Source organism: Alphaproteobacteria bacterium SS10 (assembly GCA_019192455.1).
In the GTDB taxonomy this organism is placed as follows: Bacteria; Pseudomonadota; Alphaproteobacteria; order TMED2; family TMED2; genus TMED2.
Window position 1 is genome coordinate 247,411 of sequence record JAHCML010000003.1, and the last position, 18,059, is coordinate 265,469.

The following is an 18,059-nucleotide window of genomic DNA, read 5'->3' on the forward strand; positions in this document are numbered from 1 at the left end:
TCTCGTCACCTACACCCGTTCGATAATCTTTTCGCCGAACAGCCCCTGCGGTCTGAACAGCAGGAACACCAGCGCCAACACATAGGCAAACCAATCTTCAATGGCACCGCCCAGGGCCGGACCCCAGAAATTCTCAGCGATTTTCTCACCCGCCCCGATGATCAGCCCGCCAATGATGGCGCCGGGGATGGAGGTGAAACCACCCAGGATTAGAACCGGCAGGGCCTTAAGCGCGATGAGGGACAGCGAGAACTGCACGGTCACCTTGGCACCCCACATGATGCCGGCGACAATCGCGACGATACCGGCGACCGACCAGACGATTACCCAGATTTGGTTGAGCGGGATACCCACGCTCATCGCTGCCTGGTGATCATCGGCAACTGCCCGCAGGGCACGGCCAATCTTGGTCTTTTGGAAGAAGATCGCGAGGCCACCAACCAGCAGCGCCGCGATGACACCGCCCAGCAAGTCGAGCTGGTTTACGAACACCTCACCATCGAGGAGTTGGTAATTGTCGCGCGGCAGATCGAAGGCAAAGCTCTTCACATCGGAGCCCCAGATCGTCTGCCCAAACCCGTCGAGGAAATAGGCGAGGCCGATCGTGGCCATGAACATGATGATGTGGTCCTGATTGACCAGGGGCCGCATCACATACCGCTCAACCCCGAAGGCGAGGCCGACCATCACCACGGCGGTGAGAATGATCGCAAGCCAGGCGGGCGCGCCGTAATCCATGAAGCCAACGACGGTCAGGGCGGCGAACAGGACCATAATGCCCTGGGCAAAGTTGAAGACGCCAGACGCCTTAAAGATCAGGACAAAGCCAAGGGCGACCAGGGAATACATAACCCCGGTCAGCAGGCCGCTGATGAGCACCTCGAGGAAGAAATACGGATATTCCGCAATCTCAACAAAGGGCGTGATGAAGAGTGCTTCAATCATTGGCGACCCCCAAATAGGCGTCGATAACCGCCTGGTCTGAACGCACCGCATCCGGGGTGCCATCGGCGAGCTTCTTGCCGTAATCCAACACGACAACGCGGTCGGAGATATCCATCACCACGCCCATATCGTGTTCAATCAGGGCCATAGTGGTGCCGAACTCATCATTCACATCGAGGATGAAGCGGCACATATCCTCTTTCTCTTCCACATTCATCCCGGCCATCGGCTCATCAAGCAGCAGCAGCTCAGGCTCCGCTGCCAGCGCACGGCCAAGCTCAACCCGCTTTTGTAGGCCATAGGGCAGGCGGCCGACTGGGGTTTTGCGAATGTGTTGGATTTCTAGGAAGTCGATGATGTGCTCGCAGAACTCGCGATGCTCGATCTCTTCCCGCTGGCCTGGGCCCCAATAGAGCGCCTGCATGAACCAGGGCTGCTTCATCTTCAGCACCCGGCCGGTCATAATGTTGTCCAGGGTCGACATGCCCTTAAACAGGGCGATGTTCTGGAAGGTACGGGCGATGCCCTGGGCGGCAGCTTTATGCGGGCGCATCTTCTCCCGCGTTACACCCTTGTAGGTGATGGTGCCTTCCTGCGGGTGGTAGAAGCCATTGATAACATTGAGCATTGAGGACTTGCCGGCGCCGTTCGGGCCGATGATCGCGCGGATCTCATGCTGCTTCACATCGAAGCTGATATCGGTCAGCGCCTTCACCCCACCAAAGCGAAGCGAGATGTTCTTGACCTCAAGCAGGGTGTCGCCGATGCGCGACTTATGCCGGGCCTCAGCCTCGGCATTATGCGCGGCGGCGGCGTTCCCGGCGGGTGCGTCCACGACCTCACTCATGCTGCGGCCTCCTTCGTCTTCGGCGCGCTGATATCGGCCTCTTCGATTTTCAGATCGGCCTTAATCATGCCCTTACGGCCATCCTCAAAGGTGACCTCGGTTTCGATATAGGCGCTGTCTGCTTGCGTGTAGAGCGCATCAATCAGCGGCTTATACTTATCGCCCACATGCTTGCGCCGGACCTTCCGGGTGCGGGTCAGCTCGCCATCATCGGCGTCCAGTTCCTTATGCAGCACCAGGAACTTCTTGATCTGACAGCCGCTTAAGTTCGGGTCATTGGCGAGGTCACGATTGACCTGCTCCACATTGTCTTTGATCAGGTCATAGATTTCGGATCGTCCCGCCAGATCGGTGTAGCCGGTATAGGCAAGGTTGCGCCGCTCGGCCCAGTTACCGGCGGCTTCCAGATCAATATTGATCATGACCGAGACGTAATCCCGGCCATCGCCGATCGCGACCGCTTCCTTGATGAAGGGGAAGAACTTCAGCTTGTTCTCGATGTATTTCGGCGCAAACAGCGACCCATCGGTCAGCTTGCCCACATCCTTGGCCCGGTCGATGATTTTCAGATGGCCAAGCTCATCGATCACACCGGCGTCGCCGGTATGGAACCAGCCATCGGTCTTGGCCTCGGCGGTGGCCTCATCATTCTTGAAGTACTCTTTGAAGACGCCGGGTGAGCGGAACACCACCTCACCATTATCCGCGATTTTGAGCTCAACCCCTGGCACCGGTTTGCCGACCGTATCCGACTTCACCTCGGTGGAGGGTTGAATGGTGACGAACACCGCGCCCTCGGTCATGCCATAGATCTGCTTGATGTTAATGCCGAGCGCCCGGAAGAAGTTGAAGATATCCGGGCCAATCGCCTCGCCCGCCGTATAGGCAATGCGGATGCGGGTGAAACCCAGCACGTTCTTCAACGGGCCATAGATCAGCTTCTCACCCAGCCAGTATTTGAACCGGTCACCGCCGGAAACCGGGCGTCCTTCAAGCAGGTCGATGCCGACCTTGGAGGCGTGATCCATGAAGATTTTATAGAGCCAACGCTTAAACCGCCCGGCATCCTCCATCCGGATGGCGACGGTGGTCAGGATGTTCTCGAAAATCCGTGGCGGGGCGAAGAAGTAGGTTGGCCCCAACTCCCGCAGATCCATCAGCACCGTCTCTGCACTCTCGGGGCAATTAACGGTAAAGCCGGTCACATATTGTTGGCCGAAAGAGAAGACATGGTCACCGGCCCAGGCCATAGGCAGATAGGCCAGCACATCCTCATCCGATGACAGCTTCTCGTACTCCGCCGCATTGCGCGACATCACCAGCACATTGTCGAAGGTCAGCATCGTGCCCTTCGGCCGTCCGGTGGTGCCGGAGGTGTAGAGCATGACCGAGACATCGGAACCGCGGCCTTTCTTGACCTCAGCTTCGAAGAAGTCAGGCTTGTCCTTATGCCACTCGCGGCCTTTACCTTGCAGGTCGCTCAGGCTGTGTAGGAAGTCCTCGGTGTAGTTCCGCATGCCGCGCGGATCGTCATAGATGATGGTGTCGACCGGCACTTCATCCAGGATTGAGAGGACCTTATCCACCTGCTCTTGATCCTCAACGAGGGCAAATCGCGCCTCGGCATGGTTGAGGATGTAGGACATCTCCTCGGCGACACTGTCTTGATAGATCGGGACCGGCACGCCGCCCAGCGCCTGAACGGCTGTCATGGCCCAGTAGAGGTGCGGGCGGTTGTCACCAATGATCGCGAGGCGATCACCATGCTTAAAGCCCATGGCGGCGAGGCCGCAAGACATGGCGCGGATTTCGTCGAGCGCCTGCGCCCAGCTCCAAGATTGCCAAATGCCGAACTCTTTCTCCCGCATGGCGGTGTGGTTCGGGCGGTTGACCGCATGCTCAAGCAGCAGCTTCGGGAAGGTATCGGTACCGGTGGAAATGATCGCAGCAGCGCCGTCAGGCATGGGGGCCCTCCATCATCCGGCAAACGATTAAATGGTGTTGGGTTGTGTGCAGGTGGATTGCTCTCGCCAACGCCTTAACGGCGCGATGGCTACCGCCTTGCGCCGCTCCTTCTTGCCGTTTCGATCCCTGACCGATCTTCTATGGCCCAGTCATAAGGACGTATTCCCAACGACGGCTGACCAATCGGCCTGTTTTTTGTCGGCTCTTTGGCCGATCTGCTTTTGTTAGCGTGCAACCATATGTAGAACGGTCGTCGCTGACAATAGGAATCGATGCGGTTTGCAAGTGGATAACTTGCGGAATTCATTGAGCTTTAATGGTGCGCTGCAGCAATTTCACTATGCTGCTGTGCAGTGCCCAGAAGGGGTGCATTCCGACCAAGTATAGGGTGTTTGTGTGGTCGCAGATGGCCGCAGCACTCCCTATATTGTCATCCGTCTGACGGTCTTGAGCCGACCTCACCGTTCTTTTCCGCCTTTGCAGGAGATACCGACCCGTGGCTGCCACTAAATCCTCCTACGATGCCCGCCGTGAACTCAATGTCGACGGTGAGACCTACACCTATTACAGCCTGCCAGCAGCGGCTGAGAAGCTGGGCGATATCTCTCGCTTGCCCTTCACTTTGAAGGTGCTGCTGGAGAACCTGCTGCGCTTTGAAGATGGCCGCTCGGTAACCGCCGATGATGTCGCCGCGGTGGCTGAATGGTTGAAAGAGAAGAAGAGCACCAAGGAAATCGCCTACCGCCCCGCGCGCGTGCTGATGCAGGATTTCACCGGTGTTCCGGCGGTGGTTGACCTGGCCGCCATGCGCGATGCCATGGTTGGCATGGGCGGTGATGCCGAACAGATTAACCCACTCTCCGCTGTTGATCTGGTCATCGACCACTCGGTCATGGTGGATGAGTTTGGCACCCCATCGGCATTCCAACTGAATGTTGAGCGGGAGTTTGAGCGTAATGGTGAGCGTTACGAGTTCCTGCGTTGGGGGCAGGAGGCGTTTGATAACTTCCGCGTTGTCCCACCAGGCACAGGTATCTGCCACCAGGTGAACCTGGAGTATCTGGCTCAAACCATCTGGACCGGTAAGGACCCAGCCGATCCAACCAACAAGAACATCAAATGCGCCTATCCTGACACCCTGGTTGGTACCGACAGCCACACCACCATGGTGAATGGCATGGCCGTGCTTGGCTGGGGCGTTGGCGGTATTGAGGCTGAGGCTGCCATGCTTGGTCAGCCTGTCTCGATGCTGATCCCAGAGGTCATTGGCTTCCGCCTTACCGGCAAGCTGCCAGAGGGGGCCACCGCCACCGACTTGGTTCTGACCGTCACCCAGATGCTTCGTGAGCGTGGGGTTGTTGGTAAGTTCGTTGAGTTCTACGGCCCTGGTGTTAGCCAGATGACCCTCGCGGATCGGGCCACCATCGGCAATATGGCGCCCGAGTACGGTGCAACCTGTGGTTTCTTCCCAATCGATGACGAGACGCTTCGCTATCTCCGTTTCACCGGCCGTGATGAGGCACGGGTGAAGCTGGTTGAGGCCTATGCCAAAGAACAAGGCATGTGGCTCGACCCCAACGCACCAGAGCCGGTCTACACTGACACGCTTGAGCTAGACCTCGGCGATGTTGTGCCATCGCTCGCCGGGCCTAAGCGGCCGCAGGATCGGGTTCTGCTGTCCGAAGCGGCCCCGGCGTTTAAAGGTGAGCTGACCGGCCAATTCGCCGTCAATGACGTGGATAAGGAAGTGCCGGTTGAGGGTGAGGATTACTCAATCGGCCATGGTGATGTGGTGATCGCCGCGATCACCTCGTGCACCAATACCTCGAACCCAAGCGTGATGCTGGCTGCGGGCCTCGTCGCCCGGAATGCCCGGGCCAAGGGCTTAACCGTGAAGCCATGGGTGAAGACGTCATTGGCACCGGGTAGTCAGGTTGTGACTGACTACCTTGCGAAGGCAGAGCTGCAGGATGATCTGGATGCCCTCGGCTTCAACCTGGTTGGCTATGGCTGCACCACCTGTATTGGCAACTCTGGGCCACTACCGGCACCGATCTCTAAAGCCATCAGTGACGGTGACCTGGTTGCAACCTCGGTCCTATCCGGTAACCGGAACTTTGAGGGGCGGATCAGCCCGGATGTGCGCGCCAACTATTTGGCGTCACCGCCGCTGGTTGTTGCCTATGCTCTGGCTGGCAACATGAATATCGACATCATGAAAGAGCCGCTTGGCCAAGACCATGATGGCAACGACGTCTTCTTAAAGGACATCTGGCCATCGAATGCCGAGATCCAGGCGGTGCGGGAGAAGAGCCTAACCCGTGAGATGTTCGTGGAGCGCTATTCCGATGTCTTCAAAGGCCCGGAAGAGTGGCAATCCATCAATGTTGGCGGTGGCCTGACCTATGATTGGAGTGAGGGTTCCACCTATGTGCAGAACCCACCCTTCTTCCAGGGTATGACGGCGGAGCCGGAGGCGATTGCCGATGTGAAGGGCGCCCGGATGCTGGCCAAGCTGGCGGACAGTGTCACTACCGACCACATCTCACCTGCCGGTGCGATCAAGAAGGATAGCCCCGCTGGTGAGTACCTGCTCGAGTATCAGGTGCGGCCACGGGACTTTAACTCCTATGGCTCCCGTCGCGGCAACGACAAGATCATGACCCGTGGCACCTTTGCCAACATCCGCATCAAGAATGAGATGCTGGACGGTGTTGAGGGTGGCTATACCAAGCACCACCCATCAGGTGACCAACTGCCAATCTTCGACGCCGCCATGCGGTACAAGTCTGAGGGCGTGCCCCTCGTGGTGATCGCCGGTAAGGAGTATGGCACCGGCTCATCCCGTGATTGGGCGGCCAAGGGTACACGCCTATTGGGCGTTAAGGCCGTGATCACCGAGAGCTTTGAGCGTATCCACCGTTCCAACTTGGTTGGCATGGGCGTGTTGCCGCTGCAGTTCAAAGATGGTGTCACCCGTGAGACCCTGAAACTTGATGGTTCCGAGACGTTTGACGTCACCGGTATTAGTGATGGGCTGACGCCACGTGGCACGGTTCAAATGACCATCCACGGTGCTGATGGCTCAAGCGAGACGGTCGACCTTCTCTGCCGGATCGATACGCTGGATGAGCTGGAGTACTACCGCAATGGCGGCATCCTCCACTACGTCCTGCGCAACATCGCCAATGAGGCTGAGGCCGCTTAAACAGCTGGCCTTTAAGGATAAGAAAAGCCCCGATCACCAGTTGGTGGCGGGGCTTTTTCTTTGGCGGTCAGGTAAGGCATTACAGGCTAGGCTTGGGCGAATTCCTGCACCTTGGCGAAATAGGAATGGAGTATCTCTTCGCCATCCATTTCGGTCACCACGATGGTTTCAACATCGCGCAGCTTTTCCATCGCCTCTGGATGGATTTTGTCGATCAGCATGTCCTTGCCATCGCCGCGGTGGAGCACGGCTTCATCGCGCTTATGGGCAAGGCGCAGTTGGGCGGCTGAAGTTGGTGGCTCCGGCTGACCGTCGAGCACAAGCATCAGCTCCCCACGGTTGTTCTCCATGAAGTCATGGACATCAACATGGATCAGATCGTCTTCACTCATGATTTTAAGACCGGTTGCTGGGTCGATTTAGGACGGTTTATCGACCGCCCGGCGTCGCTGCTGTTGCCGCTGGCGGCGTGAATTCAGCGGTGTTTCGGTTGTCCAGCATGTCGATGAACTGCGCCGTGCCGGAGATCGCGGCATCTGCGGCAACCACAAGGCGTGATCCCTGGCGATCATCGATCTTACCCTCGCTATGAAGCTTGGTAATACTGGCTGAGACAAAGTCATTAATCCGTGCCAGCACCAGCTTATCAGCAGGTTGCATGCGCGACAGTGGAACCATGTCACGAACGGCCTTGCCGTACTGATTGCCGTATTGCTGCATGAACCGGCCGCTCTCTTTCAGGCCAGTATCGGCCAACGCCCGCATATCTGTCCTGATCTCACGCATCTCACGGCCCTTGGCTAGGCTTGGGTCGATAGCGACGAGGCCATCAATTACATCTTTCAGACGCTTGGTGCCATGGATACCGGTGAAGGTATGGCGCACATGCTCGCTGACCCGTTCATGGTGGGCGAGGTAGGGGCTATGGGCGGCCTTTTGCTCAATATCGGCCAGAACGCCATCAACACTGGCATCTTGCGGTGGCATCGAGCGGTTTCGCATTGCCCGGCTCAGCTTATATCCGGCGCGGGCGGCAAGGATGGCGACCTCTTCACTGGGGTCGGTCATCTTGAATTGGTTGGCAACTTCACGAAGCGTTAGGGTTCCCTTAGGCAGCATGATTTGCCGTTCAACCGACATCTTAGCGCGATCAATGGCCTTACGGCTGACGCGGGCCTGAAGCATGATCTGCTTTAGTTGTTCGCCATTCTCGATAACTGACAGATCAATCGATACGCCTCGCTCCTTCGCATGGATCGCGAGCGCGGCCAGGCCAGTCTGGTATTCCTTGGCCTCACGCCGATTGAACGACGTCATCTTATCGAGTGCGACATTCCCTTCCTGCCGGAAGTAGCGGGCCGCCTGTCGCTGTTTTGATGAGAAGTTGCCAACCGTCATCTGGCCAACCTGGCCCATGACGAAACGCATCGCGCGGTAGAGTGAAACCGATGGCCGTGCACGCGCTGAACGGCGACCGCTGCCGCCTGGAAAAACTGACATGCCGCCGGTCATGAACCCCTCGGTTGGGGTGGGGCCGGCCTCGCGGCGTTTGCTGCCGGGCATCATACCCTTAAAGCGCTGGAACCATTGGGGATTAATCAGGTCGCGTACAGGCTCGGGTGGTGGGGCCAGCCGGTCATCAGGATTGGCGCGCAGCGGCGGGGGATCGCCGCGATGTCCGTTGCCTGGATCTGACATGTTTACTTTCCCCAAACCACCATTACGGACTGATCTTACAGCCATAATGGGCCCAAAATTACATATTGCGTATCACTATATAAAAACGCACGTGCGAAAGTGGGGAGTATTTTCGGTCAGACAGCCTGAAAACGCCCTGTAAAAGCGTGGATACAAAGGGGCAGTTTAAAGCGCGGGTGGTGGTTAATCAGCGTAGATATCAAGGAACGCCGAGGTTGGCTGAAGCCCCTGATAGGTGCGGACCCGCATGCGCCCGGTTGTCGGGTTCAAATCGACCGACAGACGGGTATCCGGATTCAGGATCGGATGGACCAACCAATTGGTTTCATCGACACCCTTGGCGATGCGGCTCTTCATGGCCACAAGGCGCTCTGGGCTCTGGAAGGCCGTTACGGTGCCTTTGAACTCATTATTCAGCCAGTGGTTTGATACGGCCGGTGCGCGTTTCTGCGTGCTCTTCGCGGTTTCAGTCCGTTCGATGACTGAGAATTCGCCATCCTGAACGCCAAGAACGGAGAAGATCGCCGGGTAACAGATTGGCGTCTTCTCAATCATATTAACGGCAGCATCGAAGTCTTCGCATTCGTCAAAGACACGGCGCAGCAGCAGCGCTGGCGGCATGCCCTTCTGCCCGTACCATTTTGCCTTACTCATCGCCCAGGCAACCGGACCAGGGCCAGCGCCATTGATCGGTGCATGGTTAATCGCGGCGGCGAAGCGGCCAGGTGCGATGCCCTGCAACGTGCCGACATAACCAGGCCAGGTGAAGTTCACCCAAAGGCCAGCATCGCAATGGCGGCGGGCGGCAACCAACATTCGGCCAATACCATCCAGCGACCAATCCATGGTGTGGAGCAGGCGCTGGCCGCCCTCTGGGTCTTCGGCAGCACCTGTCGTACAGGCCATCTCAAAAGCCAGATTGATTACGTAAGCGCCTGGCTCGCCATCCATGGCGCCATTCACCCGTTCAATCTCTGTCCGGTAAGGAACGGTGGCTTTACCACTCCAGCCCCGGCAGAGTTTTTCAGCGAACTTCAGGCCATTTTTGGTCAGCTTGCGGCTGGCCAATGCCTGAATGGCGCGAAGACGCTTCGGATAAGCTTCAGTTAGCTTGTCAAAGCCATCGGTGCCGATATCGATTAGCGGAATGCTCGGGCCGCGGCTGCGTTTTCTAGGGCGTGGCGCTGGCGCAGCTTCTTCTGTCTCTTCTGCTGCGTCGTCAGCCGTGGCGGCGGCGGCAGTAGCGGCCGCTGCCACAGCTGCTGCTTCATCAGCATCGGCAGCATCTTCCTCAGCGGCGGGTTGTTCGGGTTCGTCTGCTGGTTCATCGCCAGCATCATCGGCGAGCGGTTCGGCAGAGGCTTCGACCTCATCGGAATCAACGGCAACAGTGGGTTCCGTTGCCAGCGTATCAGCTGCATCCGATTGGCTTAGTTCATCATCACCGCTTAACCCGGCCACATTATCGGCGGCGGGCATTAGATCATCATCGTCATCCGATGCATCGACTGGTTCGCCGGCGGTGGGTTCGTCCACAGCTGGTGCATCGGAAGCCGGTTCTTCAGCAGCCAGGTCTTCAGCAGTGGGCTCTGCCGCAGCCGGTTCCTCAGTGGCGGGTTCCTCACTTACTGGCTCATCATCGGCGAGGAACGCTTCATCCTCATCCACCGGATCCGGGTCAAGGTCAGCGGCGACATCTGCTGCGAGCGCTTCCTCGGCAACTGGCTTGGCTTGCTCAGCGTCATCGGTCGCTAGTTCTTCTGCTGGCTCCTCCGCTGCGGCCTCTTCGGCGGCGGGGTCAATTGGGAAGCCGGCTTCATCAACCTCTTCACCGCCGGCGTTTGCTTGCAGCATGGCGTCCAGGTCGTCATCGGCACTCGCCGCTACCGGAGCCTCGGCCTCGGCTGGCGCTTCCGGTTCTGTTGCTTCTGGTTGGTCCAGGTCGACATCGCCGAAATTATCGTCTTCCGCGGCGGGCTCTTCCGCCGCTGCCGGTTCATCATCGGCGATATCTTCCGCCGTGGCTTCTAGCGGTGGCGCCTCGCTTGGATCTGCGGGCGGCGGAGTGAAGGCATCCGGCTCAAACTCATCGGCTGAGAAGTCATCATCATCCGCTGTGTCTTCAGCGACGGGATCATCGCTTGTCGCTTCAGGCGAGAAATCATCAGCATCAAATTCGTCGGTATCGAACTCATCGGCTGAGAAATCATCAGCTGCAAAGTCATCCGCCTCTGCATCACCGTCGGCATTTAAGTCGGCACCAGGCTCTTCCGCATCAGGTTCATCGGCCGCTGGTTCGGCCCCTGCTTCTGCAGCGGCGGGGGCATCGTCGACGGTGCCCTCATCATCATCGGCAAAGGCGTCTAGCTCAGCGGCGGCGGCGTCCAGGTCGTCAATATCGCTTTCGGAGCCATCCTCAAACGGGTCATCGCCCTCATCGAACGCATCGAGGCCAGCGGCTTCGTCGAAATCATCGAAATCGTCGAAGTCATCGAAATCGTCGAAATCATCATCAGACTGGTTGGTCGGCTTACCGTCACCAGGCGTATTATCTGATCCAGATGTCATGTTGCGACCACGTAGAACCGAACCCCAATCGCCCCGTTCGCGCCTATGATTTTGGCCGATCCGGCTAAAACTGACGCAAAAAACGAGACATACCGATTTTGAAACTAGCCGCCACATCCGCAAACGGCCAGAGATTCAACCAAAACTTGTTGTTTTGTCTGGCTATTGTTGGCAAATCAGCCGCGCTTTCGGCTTCCATTGCTAGGAAAGCACCTGATAGACCCTGTTAAAGGCTATTACGCGACCATGCGCCCGTTGCCGTTTTTTGCNTAGGGCCCTATTTCTGTTCGCTAGTGATTGCCACTTAACCTTTTAACCGTGAGATCGACGCCGCAATGGCCACCCGTGACCATATCCGCAACTTCGCCATTATCGCCCATATCGACCATGGTAAATCGACCCTGGCTGACCGGCTGATCGAGACCTGTGGTGGCCTCAACCAGCGTGAGATGAGCGAGCAAGTTCTCGATAACATGGATATCGAGAAAGAGCGGGGCATCACCATTAAGGCGCAGTCCGTGCGTCTTCTGTACACAGCTGATGATGGGGTTGAGTACCAGCTGAACCTGATGGACACCCCCGGCCACGTGGATTTCGCCTATGAGGTGAGCCGCTCTTTGGCTGCCTGTGAGGGGTCGCTGCTGATTGTCGATGCGAGCCAGGGCGTTGAGGCACAGACCCTCGCCAATGTGTATCAGGCGATCGACCATGATCATGAAATCATCCCGGTGATCAATAAGATCGATCTGCCAGCCGCCGAACCCGACCGGGTGCGCCAGCAGATTGAGGATGTGATCGGCCTCGATGCCTCCGACGCCATTCTGTGCTCGGCCAAAACGGGTGAGGGCATCCACGAGCTGCTTGAGGCCATCGTTAAGCGCCTTAACCCGCCAGAGTATGAGCCGGAAAGCCGCCCCAAGGCACTCTTGGTCGATAGCTGGTATGACAGCTATCTCGGCGTGATGATGCTGATCCGCATGATGGAGGGCACGCTTAAAACCGGGCAGACGGTGAAGTTTATGTCTACTAACGCCGAGCGGGTTTTGGACCGGGTCGGTGTCTTTTCACCCAAGCTACAAACCATTGGCGAGCTTGGGCCGGGTGAGATGGGCTTCTTCACCGCCGGTATGAAGGATATTCAGGACGCCCGCGTTGGTGACACCATTACCGATGCTAAGAAACCAGCCGAAGAGATGCTGCCTGGTTTCCAGCCATCGATCCCGGTCGTCTTCTGCTCACTCTTCCCCGCTGACGCGTCAGAGTTTGAGCATTTGCGCGATAGCCTGGGCAAGCTGCGCCTGAACGATGCCAGCTTCCATTATGAGGCCGAAACCTCAGCCGCGCTTGGCTACGGTTTCCGCTGTGGCTTCCTGGGCCTCCTGCATATGGAGATCATCCAGGAACGATTGGACCGTGAGTTCAATTTGGACATGATCGCCACGGCACCATCGGTGGTCTACCGGATCCATCAAACCAATGGTGAGATGATCGAGCTCTACAACCCGGCCGATATGCCGGATGTGATGAAGATCGAGAAGATCGAAGAGCCTTGGATCAAAGCAACCATCCTGGTCCCAGACGAGTATCTGGGTGGCATTCTGAAGCTTTGCCAGGATCGCCGGGGTGAGCAGCTGGACCTCACCTATGCCGGTAGTCGCGCGATGGTAGTTTACCGCCTGCCGCTGTCTGAGGTGGTCTTCGATTTCTATGACCGTCTGAAATCGATCAGCCGTGGCTATGCCAGCTTTGACTATCAGATGGATGAATATCGCGCCGATGACCTCGTGCGGATGAACATCCTGGTGAACCAAGAGCCGGTGGATGCGCTGTCGATGATGGTGCACCGCTCCGTTGCTGAAACCCGCGGTCGTGACTTGTGCGAACGGCTGAAAGGTCTGATCCCAAAGCAGCTGTTCAAGATCGCCATCCAGGCCGCCATTGGTGGCAAGGTGATCGCCCGGGAAACCGTTTCTGCGATGCGTAAGGATGTGACGGCCAAATGTTATGGCGGTGATATCAGCCGGAAACGGAAGCTACTAGAGAAGCAGAAGGCCGGTAAGAAAAAGATGCGCCAGTTCGGCAATGTGGAAATCCCACAAAGCGCCTTCATCGCCGCACTCAAGATGGGTGATGAATGACAACCGAGCTTGATGTTAAGGCCGCGCTGAAATCCAAATACGGCCTCAACTATCAAATCGACTACGTCTTCCTGGCCCATAAATCGATTGGTTTCACAGGTAAGCGTGTCTTGGAAGTCGGCGGCAGCCTGCCTGAGGGGGTGGTCTTCGATGCCCTTGAGGCCGATCAATGGATCGGTGTTCAAGAGCCAGGTTATTGGGATGAGTTTACATCCCTCGACGATGCCGCGACCCAAGCAGTCGACCGCAAACTCATTCCGATTGGCGAGCTTGAGGACCCTGACGCACTGGCCAAGCGTGACATCCTGCTCGGCGGTATTGAGGAATTGCCCACCTGCCTAGATGGCTATTTTGATGCGATTTTCTCAATCGCCACGTTTGAGCACATCTTGGATTTGCCTGCGGGATTGGAGGCGATGTACCGGGCTCTTAAACCCGGTGGTCGTCTGTTCTCAATGTTTTCGCCAATCTGGTCATCCTTCAATGGCCACCATCTTCACGGCATCACGGATAAAAGTGGTCGAACCTTCTGGTTCAATGACTCACCAATTCCGCCATGGGGGCACCTGTTGATGACGCCTGATAAGATGACGGGCTTCATGAAACAGCATACCGATGACGAAACGGCGGTTGAGATCACGGACCGGATTTACAACTCGACGGCCATCAATCGGCTGTTCACCGAAGACTATCTAGAGTTCTTCGATCTAGAGTTCTTCGATAAATGCCCGTTTCAGATCGATATGTGCATGCCAATGTTTGAGCATCCTATTGCTGCAGAAACCCAGGCCGAGCTTGAGCGCCGACATCCTGGCCGAAAGCTCTTCAACAATGGTGGAATTACCGTTGTCATGACCAGGCCAGCTGACGCGTGATGATTTCTGATCTCTGCTCTTTGGGTGTACCTAGCAAAATTCAGATGCCCTGATCTTTCGGCTCTCCGACCAGAAGCTTAGGCCCATCGGGGATAGGCTGGCCCGCGCTTGCTCAAACGGGATTGGTGATGGGGCATCCATGCCCAGCAATTCTGCCGCCTTGTTGGTCCAGTCGATTTGGCTCATCGGTTGGCCATCGGCCAGGTTGTCGATGGTAACTGGGGCCGGGGTGGCCAGGCGGTACAGAACCGAGCGGGCAATATCTTCAACATGAATTCGGTTAAACACATGGCCCGGTTTGTCGATGACCCGTGCGGTGCCGGCCCGCAACTGTTCCAGGATGTTCTTACCAGGCCCATAGATACCGGCGAGACGCAGCAAGCTTAGGTTTATGCCATTGGTTTCTGCCCAGCCGGTCCATGCTCGTTCAACAGCCAGGCGACGCTTCCCGCGCTCGGTTGTCGGCTCGGTTGGGCTAGCCTCATCGATCCAGCCCTCAACCTCGCCATAGACTGATGTCGCTGAGAAGTAGCCAATCCAGCGGGGGCCAAGTTCGGCTAGCAGGTTGCCCTGTTCTCCCAGTGTTGGGTCCTGACCTGACTGCCGATCGGGGCCAATTGTCACGACAAAATTGTCGTATTGTCTGATGTGTTTGTTGTCTAACGCGCTGAAATCAAACGCCTCTATTTCAGATGCCTTCATCGCATCCCTGGTGTCCGGATCGCGGCTTGTACCGCCGATCCGCCAACCGAGGTCGACAAGTTTCTGGGCGATATAGGTGCCGGTATAGCCAAGGCCGAAGATGAATAAATTGCGCGCCTCGCTTGGCACTCGATCGCTAAGGGCCGCGAGATCATGGGTGATCACACGCGGTGCGAGCTCCAGGCTCAGATCGTTCTCAGTCATTGGGGTGGCTTAGCGTTTGAGGGCTTAACGGTTGTTCAGCGCCGCTTGCTCGCGGTTGGTGCCGGTGGTGGCCAGTGCTGCATCTTCCTCAGGCAGGGGCTCGGAAGTAAGCACGATATGGGCCGTCAGCATGATATGGCTCGCCTCGCCCTCACGCCTAGGGCTGGTCACGGCTCGCGGGCGGGCAGCCGCATCGCCGAGGATCTGCGAAAGCGGGGCATTAAGGAAATCCTGTGCCTCATCATCTGAGAAGCTGATCGATGCGATCCGATAGCGCTTATCCGGGAAGGCGCTGTTTAACTGCTGCAACTCCCGGGCGGCCTGGTGATAAGCCTGGGCACGCAATGCGGCGCGAACTGCCTGCTTCTCCGCCAGGGTGGGGGAGAAATCGATCCGCTCAATCGCAAAGCTGGCCTCACCCGCGCCATTCCGATAATCGCGCAGCGCAATCTCCATCCGCCCTAACTCATCCGGCGTCATCCGGGTTTCCATGATGCCCTGCCAAAGGGCGGCACCACGGGCACCGGCGGCTGGTTGCAAACGGGCTAAGCGCCAAGCGGCATGGTTTGATGCGGCCTCTGACACCGCCTTCATCCGCGCCTGTATCAGGCCGGCCTGGTTCTGTTGGGTAACAACCCCGATACGGGCGGTGACGAGCGCCGATTTGGGCTCTGCCCATTCCTCAAACTTTAGCGCCAGCGCGATGGTATCGCCGGTTTTCACGCTGCTCGGGTCAGCGGCCATCGCTTGCCATGGTGTGATGGCGAGCAAGGCAAGGGCCAGGATCAAATGGCGGGCGGTTCCCATTAAGGCATCCAAGCTGCGGAAGCTGGTGATGGGATCAGTGTAACAGGGAATGCTGAAGTTTTAAAAATCGAGATTGTCGTAATGCTTTGGCGGTGGGGCGCCGGGGATATGATCGGTCAGGATATCCCGCATCGATGGGCGGGACTTCACCCGCGCATACCAATCCTTGGCCTGGGTATGCTCATCCCAAGGGACATCGCCCAGATAGTCGACGGTGGAGAGATGGGCGGCGGCGGCAATATCAGCGAGGGAAAAGTCATTGCCCGCAAGCCAACGCCGACGCTCGGTCAGATAACCGATGTAATCCAGATGGTAGTGGATGTTCGCATGGCCTGCGCGGATTGAGGGGGCGTGCGGTTCGCCCAGCTTTAAAAACCGCTTCATCAGTTTTTCACCGACTAGGTTGTCGGTCACCTCGCGGCCAAATTTCTGATCGAACCAGGTGATCAGCCGTCGGGTTTCCGCACGCTGCAGTGGCGATACGCCCAGCAACGGCTTGTCGGTGCCATACACCTCATCCAGATACTCGCAGACGACCTGGCTATCGGTGAGGGTAGTGCCATCCGGTTCAATCAGAACCGGCACGTCACCCGCCGGGTTCATGGCCAGGAATTCGGTCCGGCGTTCCCAGATCTTCTCGACCTTCAGGTCAAACTCCAGGTTCTTCTCAGCTAAGAAGATGCGGACCTTGCGCGAGGGTGCGGATAGCCAAAGGTGGTAAAGCAGGCGCATGAAGGACGGGTTGGCTGCTGGGCAGGTTTTTGAACGCGCCGGACCTTAGACAAAACGCGCCCGCGCTCCTAGCCCTAACCCGTCATCATTTCTGATTGTTAGGCAGAGGCGGCGCGGTCAGCACAGCCGGGCAGGCGCTCACGCATGTCATCGGTGGCGTCATTGGCGGCCTTACCGGCCATCAGGCCGTGGAATGCAGAGGCACGCAGGCGGCGCGCATGGCGCATATACTGGTCGATGCATTCAGGGCTAAGGTCGCTTGGGCGACCGAAGAACTTGTCGCCAAACCAGGTTTCGCCGGTGTTTTGATCGGTTTGAGGCTTGAGGGCCATGATTATCTCCATCGTGTAAGCTGTCAGCGGCGGTGCTGCCGTCGCCCGTTGATGATTAAGATAACCACTTTCCAAAAATCATTAATGGGTATAAAAATCGATGAACCTTTGCGTTTAGATCAATAATAGGGCTGGTGATGGATCGCCTCTATGGCCTCGGTGTTTTTGTGCAGGTGGTGGAACAGCATGGTTTCTCCGCTGCTGCCCGGCGTCTTGGCGTCTCCCCCTCCGCTGTAAGCCGTCAGGTCGCGCAACTTGAGGATAGGCTCGGCACCCGCCTGTTGAACCGAACTACCCGTTCCGTTCAGCCAACCGAAATCGGCATGATGCTGTATGAGAAGGCGCGGGACATTGTCCAAAGCCTGGATGATGCCGAGAATTCGGTTATCTCCATGGGCAGTCAGCCGCGTGGGCGTTTGCGGGTGTCTACGCCGCCAACCTTTGGTGAGCGGGTGTTGGCGCCGCTCTTCGCTAATTTTCAGAAGACCTTCCCCGATATTCAGCTTGAGCTTGTGGCCAGCTCCCGCCGTGTGGATGTGGTGGCTGAGGGGTTTGATGTCACCATCCGCGTCGGTGAAATGCCAGATAGCGCCCTGATCGCAAGGCGCCTGCTGACCCAGACCTGGACCATTGTTGCCGCCCCAGAATATGTGGAGAAACGCGGCGTGCCCAAACGCCCGTCGGATTTAACCAGCCATGATTGCCTAACCTTTAGTGAGGTTAGTCAGCGCCTGTCTTGGCGGTTTAAGGGCGATCAGGGGGATTCCGACACGCCGGTCACCGGCCCCCTTCAATGCAATAGCTTAAGCATGCTTCGAACGGCGACCCTTGCCGGGCTTGGGATTGCACGCCTGCCGACCTATGTGGTGGGGCCGGATATCAAGAATGGGCGGCTGGTTGAATTGCTGACCGGGCATCATGTTGATGCGGTGCCGGTCTATGCGGTTTTTCCAACTGCCCAACAAATGTCACCAAAAGTCCGGGTTTTCATCGACTTTATGGTCGATGCGCTTGCAGCGCTCGATACGGAGTTGTAGC

At 57.5% G+C, this 18,059-nt stretch carries 14 protein-coding genes; 4 read left to right on the forward strand and 10 right to left on the reverse strand.

Features of this window, described 5'->3' with window-relative positions; genetic code table 11:
* Positions 1-9: 9 nt before the first annotated feature.
* Genes KI792_01645 through KI792_01655 form a run of 3 tightly spaced genes read right to left on the reverse strand, consistent with a single transcriptional unit; the run spans position 10 to position 3,756 of the window.
* Positions 10-945: a branched-chain amino acid ABC transporter permease gene (locus KI792_01645; protein ID MBV6631717.1), complete on the reverse strand. Its 936-nt coding sequence runs from the start codon at positions 943-945 to the stop codon at positions 10-12.
* The gene (locus KI792_01650; protein MBV6631718.1) at positions 938-1,792 is read right to left on the reverse strand and encodes an ABC transporter ATP-binding protein; all 855 of its coding nucleotides are present in this window, start codon (positions 1,790-1,792) and stop codon (positions 938-940) included. Before KI792_01650 ends, KI792_01645 begins: the two co-directional genes overlap by 8 nt.
* Entirely contained in the window at positions 1,789-3,756 is a 1,968-nt protein-coding gene (locus KI792_01655; GenBank protein MBV6631719.1) for an AMP-binding protein, read from the reverse strand. Before KI792_01655 ends, KI792_01650 begins: the two co-directional genes overlap by 4 nt.
* 497 nt (positions 3,757-4,253) lie before the next feature.
* On the opposite strand from KI792_01655, the gene acnA reads away from it, so the two are divergent.
* Entirely contained in the window at positions 4,254-6,965 is a 2,712-nt protein-coding gene (gene acnA / locus KI792_01660; GenBank protein MBV6631720.1) for an aconitate hydratase AcnA, read from the forward strand.
* Positions 6,966-7,051: 86 nt separating this feature from the next.
* Here acnA and KI792_01665 read toward each other — a convergent pair whose 3' ends face one another.
* From KI792_01665 to KI792_01675, 3 genes are all read right to left on the reverse strand, one after another.
* Entirely contained in the window at positions 7,052-7,357 is a 306-nt protein-coding gene (locus KI792_01665) for a hypothetical protein (GenBank protein MBV6631721.1), read from the reverse strand.
* 37 nt (positions 7,358-7,394) lie between these two features.
* Positions 7,395-8,663 carry a hypothetical protein gene (locus KI792_01670; protein ID MBV6631722.1) on the reverse strand — a complete coding sequence of 423 codons (1,269 nt, stop codon included), beginning with the start codon at positions 8,661-8,663 and terminating at the stop codon, positions 7,395-7,397.
* Between the two features lie 183 nt (positions 8,664-8,846).
* Positions 8,847-11,231, reverse strand: coding sequence for a hypothetical protein (locus tag KI792_01675; protein MBV6631723.1), 2,385 nt, complete (start codon positions 11,229-11,231; stop codon positions 8,847-8,849).
* A gap of 335 nt (positions 11,232-11,566) precedes the next feature.
* Here KI792_01675 and lepA point away from each other — a divergent pair, with 335 nt between their 5' ends.
* Together lepA and KI792_01685 are read left to right on the forward strand one after the other, a co-directional pair.
* Positions 11,567-13,369, forward strand: coding sequence for a translation elongation factor 4 (gene lepA / locus KI792_01680; GenBank protein ID MBV6631724.1), 1,803 nt, complete (start codon positions 11,567-11,569; stop codon positions 13,367-13,369).
* A complete protein-coding gene (locus tag KI792_01685; GenBank protein ID MBV6631725.1) occupies positions 13,366-14,244 on the forward strand; it encodes a methyltransferase domain-containing protein in 879 nt (292 codons plus the stop codon). Before lepA ends, KI792_01685 begins: the two co-directional genes overlap by 4 nt.
* Positions 14,245-14,274: 30 nt before the next feature.
* Here the strand turns inward: KI792_01685 and KI792_01690 are convergent, their stop codons facing one another.
* From KI792_01690 to KI792_01705, 4 genes are all read right to left on the reverse strand, one after another.
* Complete coding sequence (locus KI792_01690) at positions 14,275-15,150, reverse strand: SDR family NAD(P)-dependent oxidoreductase (protein ID MBV6631726.1); 876 nt, start codon at positions 15,148-15,150, stop codon at positions 14,275-14,277.
* A gap of 24 nt (positions 15,151-15,174) precedes the next feature.
* Positions 15,175-15,957: a hypothetical protein gene (locus KI792_01695; GenBank protein ID MBV6631727.1), complete on the reverse strand. Its 783-nt coding sequence runs from the start codon at positions 15,955-15,957 to the stop codon at positions 15,175-15,177.
* Positions 15,958-16,017: 60 nt separating this feature from the next.
* The gene (locus KI792_01700) at positions 16,018-16,689 is read right to left on the reverse strand and encodes a glutathione S-transferase family protein (GenBank protein ID MBV6631728.1); all 672 of its coding nucleotides are present in this window, start codon (positions 16,687-16,689) and stop codon (positions 16,018-16,020) included.
* 98 nt (positions 16,690-16,787) lie between these two features.
* Positions 16,788-17,021: a hypothetical protein gene (locus KI792_01705; GenBank protein MBV6631729.1), complete on the reverse strand. Its 234-nt coding sequence runs from the start codon at positions 17,019-17,021 to the stop codon at positions 16,788-16,790.
* 137 nt (positions 17,022-17,158) lie between these two features.
* Here KI792_01705 and KI792_01710 point away from each other — a divergent pair, with 137 nt between their 5' ends.
* Complete coding sequence (locus KI792_01710; protein ID MBV6631730.1) at positions 17,159-18,058, forward strand: LysR family transcriptional regulator; 900 nt, start codon at positions 17,159-17,161, stop codon at positions 18,056-18,058.
* The last annotated feature ends 1 nt before the right edge of the window (position 18,059 follow it).

Excerpts from the sequence above, each read along its gene's own strand:
- lepA (MBV6631724.1), top strand. The coding sequence starts at position 11,567 with ATGGCCACCCGTGACCATATCCGCAACTTCGCCATTATCGCCCATATC.
- KI792_01665 (MBV6631721.1), bottom strand. The coding sequence starts at position 7,357 with ATGAGTGAAGACGATCTGATCCATGTTGATGTCCATGACTTCATGGAG.
- KI792_01675 (MBV6631723.1), bottom strand. The coding sequence starts at position 11,231 with ATGACATCTGGATCAGATAATACGCCTGGTGACGGTAAGCCGACCAAC.
- KI792_01650 (MBV6631718.1), bottom strand. The coding sequence starts at position 1,792 with ATGAGTGAGGTCGTGGACGCACCCGCCGGGAACGCCGCCGCCGCGCAT.
- KI792_01645 (MBV6631717.1), bottom strand. The coding sequence starts at position 945 with ATGATTGAAGCACTCTTCATCACGCCCTTTGTTGAGATTGCGGAATAT.
- KI792_01700 (MBV6631728.1), bottom strand. The coding sequence starts at position 16,689 with ATGCGCCTGCTTTACCACCTTTGGCTATCCGCACCCTCGCGCAAGGTC.
- KI792_01685 (MBV6631725.1), top strand. The coding sequence starts at position 13,366 with ATGACAACCGAGCTTGATGTTAAGGCCGCGCTGAAATCCAAATACGGC.
- KI792_01705 (MBV6631729.1), bottom strand. The coding sequence starts at position 17,021 with ATGGCCCTCAAGCCTCAAACCGATCAAAACACCGGCGAAACCTGGTTT.
- KI792_01655 (MBV6631719.1), bottom strand. The coding sequence starts at position 3,756 with ATGCCTGACGGCGCTGCTGCGATCATTTCCACCGGTACCGATACCTTC.
- KI792_01690 (MBV6631726.1), bottom strand. The coding sequence starts at position 15,150 with ATGACTGAGAACGATCTGAGCCTGGAGCTCGCACCGCGTGTGATCACC.
- KI792_01695 (MBV6631727.1), bottom strand. The coding sequence starts at position 15,957 with ATGGGAACCGCCCGCCATTTGATCCTGGCCCTTGCCTTGCTCGCCATC.
- KI792_01670 (MBV6631722.1), bottom strand. The coding sequence starts at position 8,663 with ATGTCAGATCCAGGCAACGGACATCGCGGCGATCCCCCGCCGCTGCGC.
- KI792_01710 (MBV6631730.1), top strand. The coding sequence starts at position 17,159 with ATGGATCGCCTCTATGGCCTCGGTGTTTTTGTGCAGGTGGTGGAACAG.